This is a genomic window from Salinibacter altiplanensis (genome assembly GCF_002894645.1).
In the GTDB taxonomy this organism is placed as follows: domain Bacteria; phylum Bacteroidota; class Rhodothermia; order Rhodothermales; family Salinibacteraceae; genus Salinibacter; species Salinibacter altiplanensis.
Genome location: NZ_NCQY01000020.1, coordinates 60,139 through 74,938, shown reverse-complemented (window position 1 = coordinate 74,938; position 14,800 = coordinate 60,139). Strand labels below are relative to the sequence as shown.

Here is a 14,800-nt window from a genome sequence, read left to right as displayed (position 1 = left end):
CGAGCGGCAGCACTAGCTTCGCTGGCGCTCAGGGCGTCCCACGACAGCCCTCGACCATACGCCGATTCTCGGCTCATCGATGCTCGCTCTCCCCATCCGATCCAAAATCACAACAGGTTCTAGAACGGGAGATCGTTGTCGGGCTCGAAGCTCTCGTTTTGTCGAAGCGTCTCCTCGTCTTTGATCATTGCGAGCACGCCCGATACCTGTCCCACGGTCAGCTCGTCAACCGCGGCCACCCCCTCCACGTCGAGCACGCGGCTCAGGTACCCCTCGTTGCGCCCGCAGTACGTGGCGAACCCGACGACCTTCTCCCCAAGCGGGCCGTCCGGGATCGTCGTGTTTCCCACTCGCTGCTCGGAGGGATGCCGGCGCACGCGATTCAGAAGCACCTCCGCGGCCCGGTCAATCTCGGCCTGAGACGGCCCCTCGGACGATGCCGGGGCTGCGGATGCGGCAGAGGCAGAACGTTGCCGCGACGAGTCCGCCCCACGAGCAGTCGGTTCGTCTTGAGGGGACGCCTCGGCCTCGTCCGCTTCGATCTGGTCTCCCTCAGGGGAAATCTGTCCCGTCTCTCCGGTGTCCCGATTGTAGACCTCGATGTTCTGATCGTACCCGACGTAAACGCCGAGCGGATTGGTGTCCGTCACCCCAAGGTCAAGCGTGTAGTTGTGTTCGTCGTCGTAGGCGCGGAGCCGCATCTTGTCGAACGTGCCCCGTTCGCCCTCAAGGTCTTGGTCATAGATCACGACCACCTGGTCCGCCCCCGACGCCCGACGGAGCCGGTGCTCCGCCCGCTCGATTTCGCGGGCGATCTCTTGGCAGTGCGCCAGCTCCTTCAGGGAGCCCTCAAACGAAAAGGAAAGGTCGCCAATGGTGAAGTGACCCGTCGGCATGGCGTGAAAGCGCTGGGGGAGGGAGTGCGGGCCGGACCCGACGCAGAACGCGCAGCACGGACCCGGGACATGTGCATGTTATGTCTGTGTAGCAAACGGATCGCTCCAGGGTCGGATCCCCCCGTTCGCTATATTTCCCTCAGCGCACGGGACGCAATCCACCCCTTGGTTTCGGCCCCGACCCGCACGCGCGCCCACTTGTCTCGCTTCGTGTTCGGCTCCACAATCCGTCCCGGACGAAGGGTCGTATCGACGGACGCTGTGTCCGCGGGGGCGGAGCGGAGCGGCGTCGCCTCACTCACCACAACCGCCCGGCGCTCCTGGGCCTGCACGTATGAGGCCCCCAGCGCGACGGCGACAAGCAGCAGTCCCGCTCCTACCGGCCCCCACACTATCGGAGCGTACCAGGCGACACTCCGGCCCGGACCGACCCGGAATACAGCCCCGAAGGCCCCAGCGCACAGCGCCAGCATTCCAATCCCAAACAGCACCAGGGGCGACCAGCCCGCCACGACGGCCCCAAGGCCCGTGGGAGGCAGTCCGCCCTGCGGAAGCCCTGCGCGCCGACGAATGTACTCCAGGTTGTGTTGGAGGCGTGGCCCTTCGGACTGCAGGCGACGCCCCCGTTCGTAGGCCCAGACGGCCTCCCCTGTGCGGTTGAGGCGCACGTAGGCGTTGCCCAGGTTGTGATAAAGCGCTGCGCTCGCGTGCCCGGAATCGAGGAGGGCCCGGTACCTCTCGGCGGCTTCCTCGTACTGAGCGTGCGCGTAGGCCTCGTGGGCCGCCCCAAACTGCTGAGACACAGAGAACGGCTGCCCCCAGGCTGGGGAGACAACCAGTCCGAGTCCACCGAGAACAACGGCGAGCAGGCGCATGGCACGGGCGGCGAGCCGGGAGGGGCGCGAGAACTACGAGCGGGGGGCCGGGTCGTCTGGCCGGGGAAGTTGAGGACCGAGCCGTCGGAGCACCGCGTGGGCATTGGCCAGCACGTCCTCGGGGGACACCGAGGCGCTGCCGGGCGCGTATCGGGCCTCGTCACAGCGGTCGAGCACGTCGTAGAGGGCATTCCGAAGATCCGCCGGGACGTCATGGCGGAGCAGGTGGCGGTCGAGCACCGTCCGGGGGACGTCGTTGGGTCCGGCCCGTCCCAGCCGCTCCGCGAGAAAAGCGCGTAGGGTACGCCCCACAGCGTCGTAGAAGGACGCGTCTGCCCCCCTCCGGAGGTGACGACACGCCTCCTGGAGCCGGTCTCTGTCTTCATCGAGAGCCGGAGTCGTCTCGTCCGGGGACGACCCAGGACGGTCTCTCCAGCGCCGGTAGGCAACGCCGGCCCCGACGATCAGGGCAGGCACCAGGAGGGCCAGGTACGTCCAGGCACTGCGATACAGGGGACGCCGGTCGGTGCGCACCCACTGCGCCTCGCTCGCCTCCCTCGCATCCGCCACGTCGCCCACCGGCAGACCGTCGCTCGTCCGTCCCACGGCCCGCGGGCCTTCCTGTCCCGACACGTACAGCGTGGGGGGCTCGGCCCGGTGCGTCTTGTACCGTTTCGCGTCTGGGTCGAAGTAGGAAAATGCGAGGGTTGGCAGATCGTGGCGCCCGCCGGACCGGGGCACGAGCGTGTAGGCAAACGTTTTGGTCCCCCGAATTCGGGACCCGTCGCGCTCAATGTCGGTCTCGACGGTCGGCTCGTAGACCTCCACGTCCGGGGGCGACTCCACAGACGGTGGGGGGAGCGTCGCCAAATTTCCGGTGCCCTCCACCTGCATCGTCAGCGTGACCGCCTCCCCCACCGACGCGCTATCGGCCTCCGCAGTGGTCCTCACCACGAACTGCCCCACGGCCCCGTCAAAGGCAGGCGGCGCCCCTTCCGGAAGGGACCGTGCAGTCAACGAGAGGCCCTCGGAGGCAATCTGCACAGGCTCGAAACGCCCTCGTAGGGACGGGCCGTCCTCTTGCATGCGCATTCGTCCCTGGGCCTCCGTCTCGATGCGGAGAGGATCGACCCGAAGGGTGCCCGGCCGCGTGGGGAATAGGGCCACTCGCTTCAGAACAACGGTCTCGTACGTCTGCCCGTCGGTCCGTCGCCGCTGGGGGGTGGGGCGAGCGGCCACATCGAGCTCTTCGCGCCAGAAGCCCGGCGCGTCCCACGACCCGGCCACGCGGCTACGGCGGAGCCGGATTCGGGGTCGGTAGAACAGGCTGTATTCAACGATCACCTGCTCATTCTGATACACCCGGTCGTCGGTGGCCCGGGCACGGATGAAGAGATCCCGGACATCCAGGGACGGATCCGAGGACGCCCCGTCGGGGCGCGTCAGCGTCGGGGCGTCGGGCGCGCCCGTCCGTGCAGACACCCGGACACGAAGGGGGGCAGTCGTGTATTGCTTTCCCCGGACCACGACGGTCAAGGGCTGGATGCGTGCGGCCCCCTGCTGCCGCGGGCGGAGCCGCCACGAAAAGACGACGCCCTGCCGGAGCCGCCCGCCCCTCGACGCCCGAATCTGTCGCGTTTGAGGCGTGCGCTGCTGGGGCTCCAGGTGGGTCGTCGAGGGCAGCTCCGGCGTCTGCACGACGGTGGCCGGAGCCCCGTCGACCCGCACCGTCAGGTGGACTGTTTCGCCCACCGCCGCATCCGTGGGATCGGCCTCGGCGGTAACCCGCACCGTTCTGTTGGGCTGGGCCTGTCCCCCTTCGACACACACGGCCCCCATCACGACGGCAGACATCGCAATTCGTACGAGCATGGACTGTGCGGTCCACATGGGACGTGCGCCGCTGGTAAAGAAGACCATACGCCCTTTGTCCGTTTCGTGGCGGTGGGGCGCCCCGTCCGCGGGGCTACCAGTCTTTCTCGACCCGACCGGGCTCCTGCGACTCGCTCTGCACCTCACGCAGCAGCTTCTGCTCCTGGGTTTCGAGGGCCTGTAGGAGGCGGGCCGCCTGGGCCTGACTCAGGCGACGGGCCGACCGGCGGTCGCCCGCCCGATCGTCTCCCTGGCGCCCCCGCGCCTGCCCCTCAGACGATTCCGCCGACGATGACCCCGACGCTTCACGAGGAGGCGATTCTATCCCAGAGGCGTCGTCGGCCTGGGGCGAAGACTCCTTGCCCGAGGCGTCCGACTGCTCTTGTTGGCCACCGTCTCCCGTTGAAGGATCACGTTGGCTCTGGGACTGCCGGCCCCGCGGGGACTGCCGTCCGCTCCCACGCCGCTTTTCTTGCTGCTCCAGTTTCTTCTGGAGGGCCCGCAGCCGCGGGTCCGACGGGGCGACGTCCAGCCCCGCCTCCACCGCCCGGCGGGCGGCCCCCGTGTTGCCGGTCACATATTGCTGCGCGGCGTCGTGAAAGAAGGCATCGGCGGAGGACTGGCCCAGGGCCGGCGTGCCCCCCAGCCCCCACAGCAGTCCCGCAATGACTCCGATCCAGCACAGACGCGTCACGAGTCCGAACGTGCAATTTGGGCAATTTCTTCGAGGCGGCCGACGAACTCCCGGTACGCACGGACCGTCGAGTCCCGCTGCATTCCATCTCGCAGCAGGGCCGCGGCGGTGGTGTACTGGGTCCGCGCCACCAGGGCGTCGGCCTTCTTCTTCAGCTGCTTGGCAAAGGGCGAGGGCTCGAGGGGTGACGGGTCGCCCCCAGAGCGTCCTCCCTTCTGTCGCTTCAGGTATTCGTAGTTGAACCGGGCGGCCGCGTGCGTGGGATCGAGGAGGAGCACCTGCCGGTAGCGGTTTAGGGCGCCGGGACGGTCCTTCATCTCGGCCGCGACGTTGGCGGCATTGAAGAGAACCCGGGCGCGCTCGGCCTCCGTCGTGGCGGCGCGGCGGGCCTTCCGGAACGCAGTCCGGGCGGCCCCGAGGCGGTCCTGGCGATGAAGGGCCAGTCCCCGGTTGTTCTGAAGGCCCACGTACACGGCGCCGGTCGTGTCGTCGAGGGCGTCCAGGCCCGCCTGGTAGGCGTCCGCCGCGGCGACGTGCCGCCCCTGGTCGAAGAGGGCATTGCCATCCCGGCCCTTCTCTGCCCCACCATCGCCGAGGAGGCCAAAAAGAAGTAGAATGAGCGCCGCTCGGGCAAACATGCGGTCGGGCCTTGGTTGCGTGTATGTGGCGACAGGAGGGCCGTTGTACCGCCAGTTCCGCCCGCTGATTCCAACGAGACTACCCGGGATGCTGGGTCCCGCCGCGCCCTTCCTCACGTCTCGTGCCTGAGGGAGGGCGCCGCCGGGCCGGGAGGAGGCGTCCGGCGAGCAGGAGCCCCAGGGCCGCCGCCAGGGGCCACTGGTACATCTCCTCGTAGTCGGCAAACCGGTCGGCGTCGTATGTCGAGGCTCCGACCTGCCGGAGCGCCGCCGGCACGTCGGACAGGGCACTGGAGGCGGCGCCGATTCGAAAGTACGCCCCCGACCGGGCGAGGCGCCGCAGGGGGGCCTCCCGCAGACGGCTCCGCACGACCGCCCCCGTGCGGTTTCGCTTGTAGTCGACCCGCCGCCCGTTTTCGTAGACCGGAATCCGGGCTCCCTCCTCGGTCCCAATGCCCGCAGTCAGAAGCGTGACGCCGGCGTCTTCGGCTCGCTGCCGGGCGGCATTGAGGTCGCCGGTGTGGTTCTCCCCGTCCGATACGAGCAGGAGCGCGCGGGGGCGCGGCGCCTCCGGAGTTGCCGTCGTGTCGTCCCCTGGGCGGGAGGCCCCGAAGGCCTGGAGGCCGGCGTCGACGGCCCTCCCCACATCGGTCCCCGGCGTCGAGATCTGATCGGGCGCCGCGGCGTTGAGGAAGAGGCGGAACGCATCGTAGTCGGTCGTGAGGGGCGCCTGCACGAACCCGGTGCCCGCAAAGAGCACAAGCCCCACCCGGTCGCCCGACAGATCATCCACCAGCGTGCGGATTTCATTCTTCGCCCGCCGGAGGCGGCTCGGGGAAACGTCCTGGGCCCGCATCGAGGCCGACACGTCCAGCGCCACCACGAGGTCGAGGCCCCGGCGCTCCACCGTGCGCACCTGCGTGCCCCAGCGAGGCCCCATCAGGGCGACGGCCCCGAGGAGAAGCGCCCCCACCACCAGGCCGGCCTTCCACCGTCGGCGGCGTGGGCGCAGGGTCGTTGCGAGCTGTTGCACGGTCGCCGGGTGCCCGAACCGTGCCCGGTCCGCCCGGCGCCGACGCGCCGCCCACCCGTAAAGCCCCACCGCTGCCGGGACGAGCAGGAGCGCCCACGCGTACGCCGGATGCAACCAGTTCACTTTGGATTGAGGAGTTTAGTTTGGAGAATGGGGAGTGGTGGAATGAAAAACAGAGGCTCGGCTATTCCTCTTCTGCTATCTCGCTGAGTCTTCTCAACTTCCGTACCTGTTCTAGCCTACTTAGAAGGGCAAACTGGGTGGGCACCCCGTCTTCAGCCTGCTTTGCTTCTCGTATCCGTGCGGTGAGCGATTCGTCTCTCGCCGTCAACTGCTTGACGGCGTTTTTCGCCCGGGTGAGACTTTTCTCAATTTGTTCGACCTTCTGATCTGCTTGAGCGAGGGCTTCCTTCTGATTCTGAATCTCCGCCCGATCCCTCTTCTCCCACCAATCACGGTACTGTTTCTTCAACCTATCAATTCGACCCTCAGCCTCAGAAATCTGCTCCTTTACAGCCGAAAGTTCGGATTTGATACCTTCAAGAGAAACGTCCATAGCAAAAAGAGGCCAAAGCAACAGACTAATCGCTCCGGTGATAGGCGGCAATAACCTCGTTTTGGGCGACGACCGCCTCCTTGCCCATCGCCTTTTCGAGATGCTGAAGTCGTTGGCGAAGCTGACTGGCCGCTGCCTTCTTATCCTGATCTCGGAGTACATACTTGCAGGTCCCGTCTGGCTGGGGCTGTGGGGTCCCATACTCGATGATGAGGTCAACGACGGATGCCGGAATGCCCCGCCCCTGACTCCGTTCTTTCACATGTCGAGTATGTGTCATTAGCTTTTGAATCTACACAATGGAAAAGAATGTATGTCGACCTCTTCTCCTTCGTCCTATCCCGACCAGTGCAAAATTCCGATCTTTCCAGGATGAGCCGCTTTCTCCTTGTCACGCCACTTGAACCGCACAAAGACATTGGTATTGAGATTTTGCGCGAGATGAAGGATATCGGGCCACGCCGTCCGTGCCTTCTTGCCTTGAATCGAAAAGTCAGGAATCTTGCTTCTTGAGGTCACATAATGCTGAAACCCCTTCTTGTCGAACTTCCCCTCTTTGATATTACTGTTCGTTACTTGGGAGACTTCACGAAAGGAGCCCATTTCCTCTATCGCCTTTTCGTGCGCGATCTTAAGCAGCTTGTTCCAGTTCGGATCCGAAACCCTTTGACCACCAAATTCCGCCTTCAAAACCTTTGTGTGGGTCAAATCTTCGGGAGCCTCCGGCTCCACCTGGACAACATCTGAGGAGAGCGAAGCCTGCCCGTAATCATCACTTTCATCCTTCCTTTCCGACTCGCTCTGATCGAACGAGCCTTTCACAAAATCATCTTCAGACGGAAAACTCCAGAAATCAAAGTCACTCTCCAAAGGCTCCCCTCTCTGGACTTCCTCTTCTAGAGCGCTAACAATATTCTCGAGGTGCTTTAGCTTCCCGAAAATGGTAGTACCCCCCAACGGATCTTCATCATCTATTAATTTCTCTACTTTGGTGTGGACTCTATCTGTGTGGTCTAGAAGATCGCGCAGGGCCGGAAGAAGCTCCTCGTGGCACTCGATCTGTTCCTTGCGCTTCTGCTGAACCATTGTGTGTACGAGGCGGAGGGCAGCATCGAAGAATTGATCGCGGGTAAGATTGAGTTCTCTAGCAGTCCGCTCGAGAAAATTCCGGGTCTTCTCACTTACCACGTGTGTCTTTCGGGTGAGCTCCCCTTCACGACTGCTGGCATTCCGGACGAAAGCGTCACGCTCCTCTCTCGATATGATTTGATCCGTCTTTTTTGCCACTCCCTCGGCTACTTCCTTTTGGGTCACTTCCCAATAATCACCCAGTCGTTCACGTGCTGATAAGGCCTTCTCACTTAGCTTAAATTTGGTATGTACAGACCTTTTCTCCTCCATGGAGGTGTCCCGGAACAGAATGTCACTGTGCTCTGACGCAAGCTCTTCCATAATCTGAGGGGGGCATTTGCTCAATTTCACTGCTCACTGATAAAGCATTTTGACTAGATTATTCCTATTTGTAGATTAATTTAGCATGAAGTACTTTCTATTTGACAGAGAGAGGACCTCATTGCGACCTACCCGTTATCCTACAGCACCTCCCCATTTCCCCACTCGCCCTCTCTCCCATTCTCATAAAGCACACTGGACGAAGCCAGCAGTAGAGCGGCTTTCCCCCAATCGATTTCCTGCCTCCGATTGCCAATATTCAGGGGAAGCGCCGGAACAGGGTCGCGGAGAGACCGACCTCCAGGAGCACGAGCCCCAGGGCCGGCAGGAGGAACCACGGGTACCGCTCCGTCCGGTCCGTGTAGACGCGCTCGTCGACCGGCGTGGCCTCCATGGTGTCGATCTCGGCGTAGATGCGATCCAGAGCGTCCCGGTTCGTCGCGGAAAAGTACCGCCCTCCGGTCGAGGAGGAGATGGCCCGGAGCATCTCCGCGTCCACGCCCGCCGACTCGTCCCGCGGGCCTTGGGGCAGTGCTTCCTCCCGGGCATCTGTGTCTTCCGACGACCCGACCCCGATCGCGTAGACCCGTACGCCCATCGTCTGGGCAACCTCGGCCGCCGTACGGGGATCCATCTGGCCCCGATTGTTGCGGCCGTCGGTGAGCAGGATGGCCACCTTGCTGTCCGCCTCGCTGTCCTTGAGTCGATTAACGGCCGTCGTGAGGGCGGTGCCCACGGCGGTGCCGTCCTCCACGGCACCGATCTCCACGTCATCGAGCATGCGCTGGAGGAACGAGTAGTCGAGCGTGAGGGGGACCTGTGTGTACGCCTCGGCGGCAAAGACGATGAGGCCCACCCGGTCGGACACACGCCCCTCCACGAACGTCCCCGCCGCCTCGCGCGCCGCCTCGAAGCGGGTGGGCTGGAAATCATCCGCCTGCATCGACGTGGAGGCGTCGAGGACCATCACGATGTCGATGCCCTCGGCCGTGCGGGTCCGCGTGGTCTCCTCGGTTTGGGGACGGGCCAGGGCCACGATGCCGAGCGCGAGCGCCCCCATCCGGAGGGCCGCCGGCAGCCACCGCAGGCGCACGGTCCAGGAGACCGGCGCACCACGCACAGGCTCTATGTCACTGTAGCGAAGCCCCGCCGTCCGCCGCCGTCGCCACCACGTCCAGCCCCCCACCGCCGGCACGGCGAGGAGCAGCCACAGCAATTGGGGGTTGACAAAACTCACGGGGGGCAATCGCGCCGGTCCGACGGGATCAGCAAAAAGGAGCGCGAGGGGCGCGCCGCAAGCAGGCGTCACACGTCCACCCGAGCGGCGACAGCGTCGACCAGGGCCGGCAGCACGTCCCCGGCGGGGCCCCGAATCGTTTCGTGGACATCGTCAGTGACGCCGGTCGTGTCCGGATTCACCTCGGCCACGTAGGCCCCCTGTTCCCGCGCCGCGACGGGCAGTTGCGCCGCCGGATGCACGACGGCGCTCGTGCCCACGCTCAGGAAGACGTCGGCGCGTTCGGTCACCGCTTCCGCCCGCGCCATCGCGTCGGCCGGCAGCATCTCTCCAAACCAGACCACGTCGGGACGAATGAGCCCCTCGCAGTCCGGACAGCGGGCCGGCTCGCCCTCCTGAATGGCGACATCGACCGCCTCCGCCCCGACCGCCCGTTCACAGTCCATGCAGTAGTTGTCGGTAATGTTGCCGTGCAGCTCGATGACGGTGCCAGTCTCGGCGCGGGTGTGCAGGTTGTCGACGTTCTGGGTCACGACGGCCAGCGAGGGCACGTGCGCCTCCAGGTCCGCCAGGGCCTGGTGGCCCGCGTTGGGCTCGGCCTCCACCACCACCTGGCGCCGGTGCCGGTACCAGCCCTGCACCAGCTCGGGATTGTCGAGAAACGCCTCCACGTTCGCGAGCTCCTGCGGGTCGAACTCGTCCCAGAGCCCGCCCGGATCCCGAAAGGTAGGAATGCCGCTCTCGGCGCTGATGCCTGCCCCCGTCAGCACGGCCACATGATCGGCCTCAGCGAGTCGGTCGACGAGTGTATCGCTAAAGTCGGGCATAGGCGACGAAAGGGGGGATGCGGAGAAACGGTTCGAGGGGGTCCCTGCGCGAACAAAGAGTGGGTGCCGGACAGAAATACCGGATCGGCTCCTACGGAGAGGACGACGCGTCGTCCAGTGCCTGCGCTTCGTCCCGACGCCGGGTGGCTTCGAGGGCCTCGAGCACGCCCTGCGCGTCGTCGAGAACGGACCGGCTCTCCGTCGGTGGGGGCTGGGCGTCGGCGAACTTGACGAGGTCGGCCTGTTCCAGCACGGCCCGGAGGCGCCGGGTGGTTTCCGCCCGCACCTCGGGCCGGCGGCGCAGCGCGGCCATCACCTCGGCGGTCGTCTGCTCCGGGGCCTCGATGCCGACGCGCCGGGCCAAATAGACGCGCAGCGCCTCGGTGAGGTCCACGTAGAAGGCCTTGACAGCCTCGCGCCCGGACGGGTGGCGTCGCTCCAAGCGCCGGAGCCGCGCCGACGCCGCCTCGTACGCATGTTCCGGGTCGGGGTCGTCGGCCGCGTCCGCGTCGTGAGTGCGCCAGCGCCACCACCCGTAGGCCCCGCCCCCGAGCAGGGCCGCGGTGAGAAGCCCGAGCAGCCCCCACACCCAGGCCGGGCGCGGAAAGGATGCGAGCGCGGCCGGGGTGCGCAGCGCCTCCGCATCGGGCCCTACGACCGACACGACCGGCAGCATGCGGGGCGACGTCCCCACCACCGCCGTGTCGCCCCCCGACGCGAAACGGACAGGAAAGACCGGGACGCGGGCCGAGTCAAGCGCGAAGGTCGTGACCTCGTAGGCCACGCTGTCGACCCGACGCGCCCCAGAGAGGCGGCGCGTCCGGATCGCGCCCCGCCGAATCGCACGCAGGTCCCCGAACAGGACCGATCCGGCATCCCCCCTGGGAAAAATCACGTCTCGATCCGCGGCGTGCGCGGCCACCAGGGTCAGCGTGAACCGCTCGCCGATCCTCACACTGTCGGCCGACACGCGGGCCTCGACGCGAGGCTCGGGCTGCGCCCCTGCGGGCGGTCCCCACACGAGCAGCAGCCCCAGGACCAGAAGGAACCGGTCATTGATCCGCGTCCACCGTCGCATCCGTCGCTGCATACGTTCCAAGTCGGTCAACGGGCAGAGGGCCTTCGCTGGCCCCGCCGGGCACGCCCCCGGAAGAATGCGATAAGGGGCTCCAGGTAGTCGGCGTCGGTGCGAACGATAATGTGTCCCACACCGGCCCGCCGAAGGGTCTTTCGGGTCCGCTTCTGGCGGGCGCGCGCCGATGCCTCAATGGCCTCCCGGACCGCCGGGTTGCGGGGATCCACGGTCACCGTCTCTCCCGTCTCGGCATCGGTCAGATCAATCAGCCCCACCGGCGGCAGTTCCTCTTCCCGGGGGTCTTGGAGCTCGACCCCAATCGTGTCGTGGCGCTGCCCGGCCGCCCGCAGCATCGAGTCGTAGCCGGCGTCGAAGAAGTCGCTCACCAGCACGAGAATCGACCGGCGCCGCAGGATGCGGAGCACACGCCGCAGTGCCCCCCCGATGTCCGTCCCGACCGACTCGGGCTCGGCCGTGAACAGCTCGCGGATGCACCGCAGCACGTGCCGCCGCCCCGACCCCGGCCGCACAAACCGCTCCGTCTCGTCGGAGAACAGGAGCAAGCCCACCGTGTCGTTGTTTCGGATGGCACTGACGGCGACCACCGCGCAAATTTCCGCGGCCACCTCTCGCTTCAGCTTGCCCTGCGAGCCAAAGTTCTCCGACCCCGACACGTCGACACACAGCATGACGGTCTGCTCCCGCTCCTCCTCGTACACCTTCACGTAGGTGTCGTCCATCCGGGCCGACACGTTCCAGTCGATGGTGCGGATGTCGTCGCCGGCCCGATAGGGACGCACCTCCGCAAACTCAATCCCGCGTCCCTTGAAGGCCGACTGGTACTCGCCCTGGAAGACGCTGTCCACCGCCCCGCGCGTGCGGACCTCCAGGCGGCGGATTTTTTCGAAGAGATCGTCGGGGATCATGGCAGAGTGCACGTCGGGAGCAGGGGCCCGTCCCCCCCCGGCAAGGTACGGCACCGCCGGGGAGGGCGTGGGCAGCGCGTCGCGGCAGTGTTATAGCGGCCGTCGACGACAATCGTTCGTCGCGTTCCCCGACGCTACGACCCCGTGTCCAGGGCCGCAGCGTCCGGGGCCGTCTCCATGTCCCCCTCCGGGAACCGAAGACGAACGCACGTTCCGAGGCCTTCCTCCGTGTCGACCTCAATCTTCCCGTTCATCTTTTCAACGACCCGCTTGGTCACAGCGAGCCCCAGCCCGGTGCCTTCGTACTCTCGGTTCAGGCCCTCAGACGCCTGACGGAACGGCTCAAAGAGGTGATCGACCGTCTCCTCATTCATCCCGATGCCGGTATCTTCGACCTCCACCACGGCGGCATCGTCCGTCCGGTAGGATCGGACCTGGACCTGACCGCCCCGCTCCGTGTATTTGATGGCGTTGCTGATCACGTTCTGAAGCGCAACCTGGAGTCCGCCCCGATCCCCCCACACGACAACGGATTCGGAGGCGGCCCTGCTCTCGCAATGAACCCCCGCCTCGTCGGCCCGCGGACGGAGTTCTTCGACCAGCCCGTCCGCCAACTCGGCCAGCGGAACCCATTCTGGAGAAAGGTCCATCCGATCGGCCTCCAGCTTCGATAGATTCAGCACACCGTCGAGCGTGTCGAGGAGTCGGCGCCCGCTCTTCCCGATGAGGTGCGCAAACCGGCTCAGGGTAGATGGGTCGGCGTCTCGGAGAGGGTCGTCGAGACGATCGATCTCGTCCTCGATCATCTCGGAAAACCCGATGATCGAGGTGAGGGGGGTGCGGATTTCGTGACTCATGTTCGCGAGCATGGTTGTCTTGAGACGACTCGCCTCCTCGGCTTCTTCCTTTGCCTCTCGAAGGTCGGTCTCGCGACGCAGCCGGTCGAGCACGAGCGCGCCGTACCCGCCGAGCATTTCCAGGAGGTGGAGGTTGAACTGGCGGTACACCTCGTCGTCCGCCTTTCCCACCACAAGGGCTCCGTGGCCCCCAATCGGAACAGACGCGGCCGACCGGAGGTCGCCGTAGTCGATGGAATTCTCCAGGGCGTGGACGTCGTCACTGACGACGGCCTCTCCGGCCCGCAGGGCCTGTCCGGAGATCATGCTCGTCTGCGGGGGACGCGCTTCGGGGACCGGCATCGACAGCCCCGACGCCGCCTCCGTGCGCTCCGGGACGATCATCCCGTCCTCCAAAAATCCGGTATGGACGAACGAGTAATCGAAGACCTTCTTCAGCACCCAATGGATCCGGTCGGAAACCTCTTCTTGGGACCCGGCCCGCAAAAGTTTTCCGGTGGCCTTGTAAAGCGCCTCAATCTTTTCCTGTCGCGCGCGAAGGTCCCGCTCTCGCTCCTTGCGCTCGGTGATGTCTAGCCCGCCCCCCACCACTTTTCTTACTGTCCCGTCCGGGTCCGTGATCGGCACGTGGATGCGGAGGTAGTGCCGGGGGCCCTCGTCCGTCTCGATGGTCTCTCGAATGCGGTTGATCGCTTTGGTCTCGACCACCTCTCGAATCGATTCGTCACGCCTCCGGCCCAACGCCACGTCCAGATCGTGCCGGCAGCAGTATCCCTCGTTGGTGAGCCCAATCAACTGCTCCCGCACCGCCGGGTCCCCGACGGCCCGTTCGTTGACGTACTGGAACCGCGCCTCCGTGTCGAAGACGGCCATCTCCATCGGCAGCTGCTCGATCATTTGCCGCTGCTGATCCCGAGACCGGCGCAGTTCGTCTCGTTGTGTCTTGAGGCTGTCGCGCATCGACAACCCCCACCAGTGGGCCACCGCTTCGAAGAGGGCCACGTCGGCCATCCCACTGCCCAAGACGAGCGGGCTCGTCTCGCGAGCGGGCGCCGCCCACACCCCCACGCCGAGCAGGACGAAGCCCGTTGCCAGAAACGACAGGACCGGGGCCATCGAATCGGCGCCGAGAATCACAATCCCTCCGAAGAGGGCGTAGACGAACAGGACGCTCAGCGAATACTCCCCGCTGAACTGGTTTAATGCGGCAAGCGTGACGGTCCAGGCCATCACCAGGTACAACACCCCCCAGGACGCCTCCACGTACCGGCGGCGGACCGACGCGGAGACGAGGGACGCGGAAAAGAGGAGCAGCAATCCCCCTGCGAGGACGAGCCGAAACCACAGGGGGTCGTAATGACTTGGGGCCGCGGCTCGATGAGCCGCCCCGTGAACGAGGAGCAGAACCGGCCCGAGCAGGGACAGCAGGCGGTACACCTGCACCAGCGACCTGTGCCGCCGCGACAAAAACTCGTCGTCGGGCCGGAGGAACTGAAGAAGCCGAGGCATCAGAGCGTGCATAAACGGGAGCGCGGAGGCAGGACAGAAGCTCAAAACTCCCCGCGGAGGCGCAGAGTGCTCACTCTCGCGGACCAGAGCAAGATCATCCTGCGGAGAAAGACCAGCTGGGGATCACAGACTCAGAGTGGGACACTGCAAATTCTCTTCCAAGATCCTACGCACCCGGAGACACGGGCCCCAACGTTTGGCCCCAGACGCGGTCATCCGGGAACGGCATTCGCTCGGGCGCGCCCCCGGATTTCAGTGCCCCCGGATTCTAGATGTCCCTGGTGGCACAAATCGTACGTCCTCCTTCTGCCGGTGTGCGTCAGGCCCGTCCGTTGCGTTGCCGGTGCTCCCCA

Annotated in this window: 14 protein-coding genes; all 14 read right to left on the bottom strand. The window is 65.8% G+C overall.

The annotated features are described in order from the left end of the window. Nucleotides 1–119: 119 nt before the first annotated feature. Nucleotides 120–896 (bottom strand): hypothetical protein, encoded by a 777-nt coding sequence (locus B7R93_RS07870; protein WP_103020243.1) that lies wholly within the window; start codon nucleotides 894–896, stop codon nucleotides 120–122. Between the two features lie 128 nt (nucleotides 897–1,024). Beyond that, the gene (locus tag B7R93_RS07865) at nucleotides 1,025–1,771 is read right to left on the bottom strand and encodes an SH3 domain-containing protein (RefSeq protein ID WP_103020242.1); all 747 of its coding nucleotides are present in this window, start codon (nucleotides 1,769–1,771) and stop codon (nucleotides 1,025–1,027) included. 33 nt (nucleotides 1,772–1,804) lie between these two features. Then, nucleotides 1,805–3,691 (bottom strand): BatD family protein, encoded by a 1,887-nt coding sequence (locus B7R93_RS07860; RefSeq protein WP_232798178.1) that lies wholly within the window; start codon nucleotides 3,689–3,691, stop codon nucleotides 1,805–1,807. Nucleotides 3,692–3,737: 46 nt separating this feature from the next. Further along, nucleotides 3,738–4,337, bottom strand: coding sequence for a hypothetical protein (locus B7R93_RS07855; RefSeq protein WP_103020241.1), 600 nt, complete (start codon nucleotides 4,335–4,337; stop codon nucleotides 3,738–3,740). Beyond that, on the bottom strand, nucleotides 4,334–4,975 hold the full coding sequence (locus B7R93_RS07850) for a hypothetical protein (protein WP_103020240.1): 642 nt from the start codon (nucleotides 4,973–4,975) through the stop codon (nucleotides 4,334–4,336). Before B7R93_RS07850 ends, B7R93_RS07855 begins: the two co-directional genes overlap by 4 nt. Nucleotides 4,976–5,054: 79 nt before the next feature. Continuing rightward, the gene (locus tag B7R93_RS07845; protein ID WP_103020239.1) at nucleotides 5,055–6,131 is read right to left on the bottom strand and encodes a VWA domain-containing protein; all 1,077 of its coding nucleotides are present in this window, start codon (nucleotides 6,129–6,131) and stop codon (nucleotides 5,055–5,057) included. Between the two features lie 61 nt (nucleotides 6,132–6,192). Further along, entirely contained in the window at nucleotides 6,193–6,564 is a 372-nt protein-coding gene (locus B7R93_RS07840) for a hypothetical protein (RefSeq protein ID WP_103020238.1), read from the bottom strand. A 25-nt stretch (nucleotides 6,565–6,589) separates the two neighbouring features. Then, a complete protein-coding gene (locus B7R93_RS15290) occupies nucleotides 6,590–6,826 on the bottom strand; it encodes a hypothetical protein (protein WP_232798177.1) in 237 nt (78 codons plus the stop codon). A gap of 74 nt (nucleotides 6,827–6,900) precedes the next feature. After that, entirely contained in the window at nucleotides 6,901–8,016 is a 1,116-nt protein-coding gene (locus tag B7R93_RS07830) for a T4SS efffector SepA family protein (RefSeq protein ID WP_103020236.1), read from the bottom strand. Nucleotides 8,017–8,275: 259 nt separating this feature from the next. Beyond that, on the bottom strand, nucleotides 8,276–9,253 hold the full coding sequence (locus B7R93_RS07825; RefSeq protein WP_103020235.1) for a vWA domain-containing protein: 978 nt from the start codon (nucleotides 9,251–9,253) through the stop codon (nucleotides 8,276–8,278). Nucleotides 9,254–9,321: 68 nt separating this feature from the next. Next, nucleotides 9,322–10,080: an SIR2 family NAD-dependent protein deacylase gene (locus B7R93_RS07820; protein ID WP_103020234.1), complete on the bottom strand. Its 759-nt coding sequence runs from the start codon at nucleotides 10,078–10,080 to the stop codon at nucleotides 9,322–9,324. Nucleotides 10,081–10,171: 91 nt separating this feature from the next. After that, a complete protein-coding gene (locus B7R93_RS07815) occupies nucleotides 10,172–11,158 on the bottom strand; it encodes a hypothetical protein (RefSeq protein WP_232798176.1) in 987 nt (328 codons plus the stop codon). 26 nt (nucleotides 11,159–11,184) lie between these two features. Continuing rightward, nucleotides 11,185–12,081 (bottom strand): DUF58 domain-containing protein, encoded by an 897-nt coding sequence (locus B7R93_RS07810; RefSeq protein WP_103020232.1) that lies wholly within the window; start codon nucleotides 12,079–12,081, stop codon nucleotides 11,185–11,187. Nucleotides 12,082–12,215: 134 nt separating this feature from the next. Beyond that, the gene (locus tag B7R93_RS07805) at nucleotides 12,216–14,447 is read right to left on the bottom strand and encodes an ATP-binding protein (RefSeq protein WP_232798175.1); all 2,232 of its coding nucleotides are present in this window, start codon (nucleotides 14,445–14,447) and stop codon (nucleotides 12,216–12,218) included. Nucleotides 14,448–14,800: the final 353 nt, after the last annotated feature.

Bases quoted from the DNA above. Each gene is read 5' to 3' on its own strand.
- B7R93_RS07870 (WP_103020243.1), bottom strand. From the start codon at position 896: ATGCCGACGGGTCACTTCACCATTGGCGACCTTTCCTTTTCGTTTGAG.
- B7R93_RS07865 (WP_103020242.1), bottom strand. From the start codon at position 1,771: ATGCGCCTGCTCGCCGTTGTTCTCGGTGGACTCGGACTGGTTGTCTCC.
- B7R93_RS07860 (WP_232798178.1), bottom strand. From the start codon at position 3,691: ATGGTCTTCTTTACCAGCGGCGCACGTCCCATGTGGACCGCACAGTCC.
- B7R93_RS07850 (WP_103020240.1), bottom strand. From the start codon at position 4,975: ATGTTTGCCCGAGCGGCGCTCATTCTACTTCTTTTTGGCCTCCTCGGC.
- B7R93_RS07840 (WP_103020238.1), bottom strand. From the start codon at position 6,564: ATGGACGTTTCTCTTGAAGGTATCAAATCCGAACTTTCGGCTGTAAAG.
- B7R93_RS07830 (WP_103020236.1), bottom strand. From the start codon at position 8,016: ATGGAAGAGCTTGCGTCAGAGCACAGTGACATTCTGTTCCGGGACACC.
- B7R93_RS07820 (WP_103020234.1), bottom strand. From the start codon at position 10,080: ATGCCCGACTTTAGCGATACACTCGTCGACCGACTCGCTGAGGCCGAT.
- B7R93_RS07815 (WP_232798176.1), bottom strand. From the start codon at position 11,158: ATGCGACGGTGGACGCGGATCAATGACCGGTTCCTTCTGGTCCTGGGG.
- B7R93_RS07810 (WP_103020232.1), bottom strand. From the start codon at position 12,081: ATGATCCCCGACGATCTCTTCGAAAAAATCCGCCGCCTGGAGGTCCGC.
- B7R93_RS07805 (WP_232798175.1), bottom strand. From the start codon at position 14,447: ATGCCTCGGCTTCTTCAGTTCCTCCGGCCCGACGACGAGTTTTTGTCG.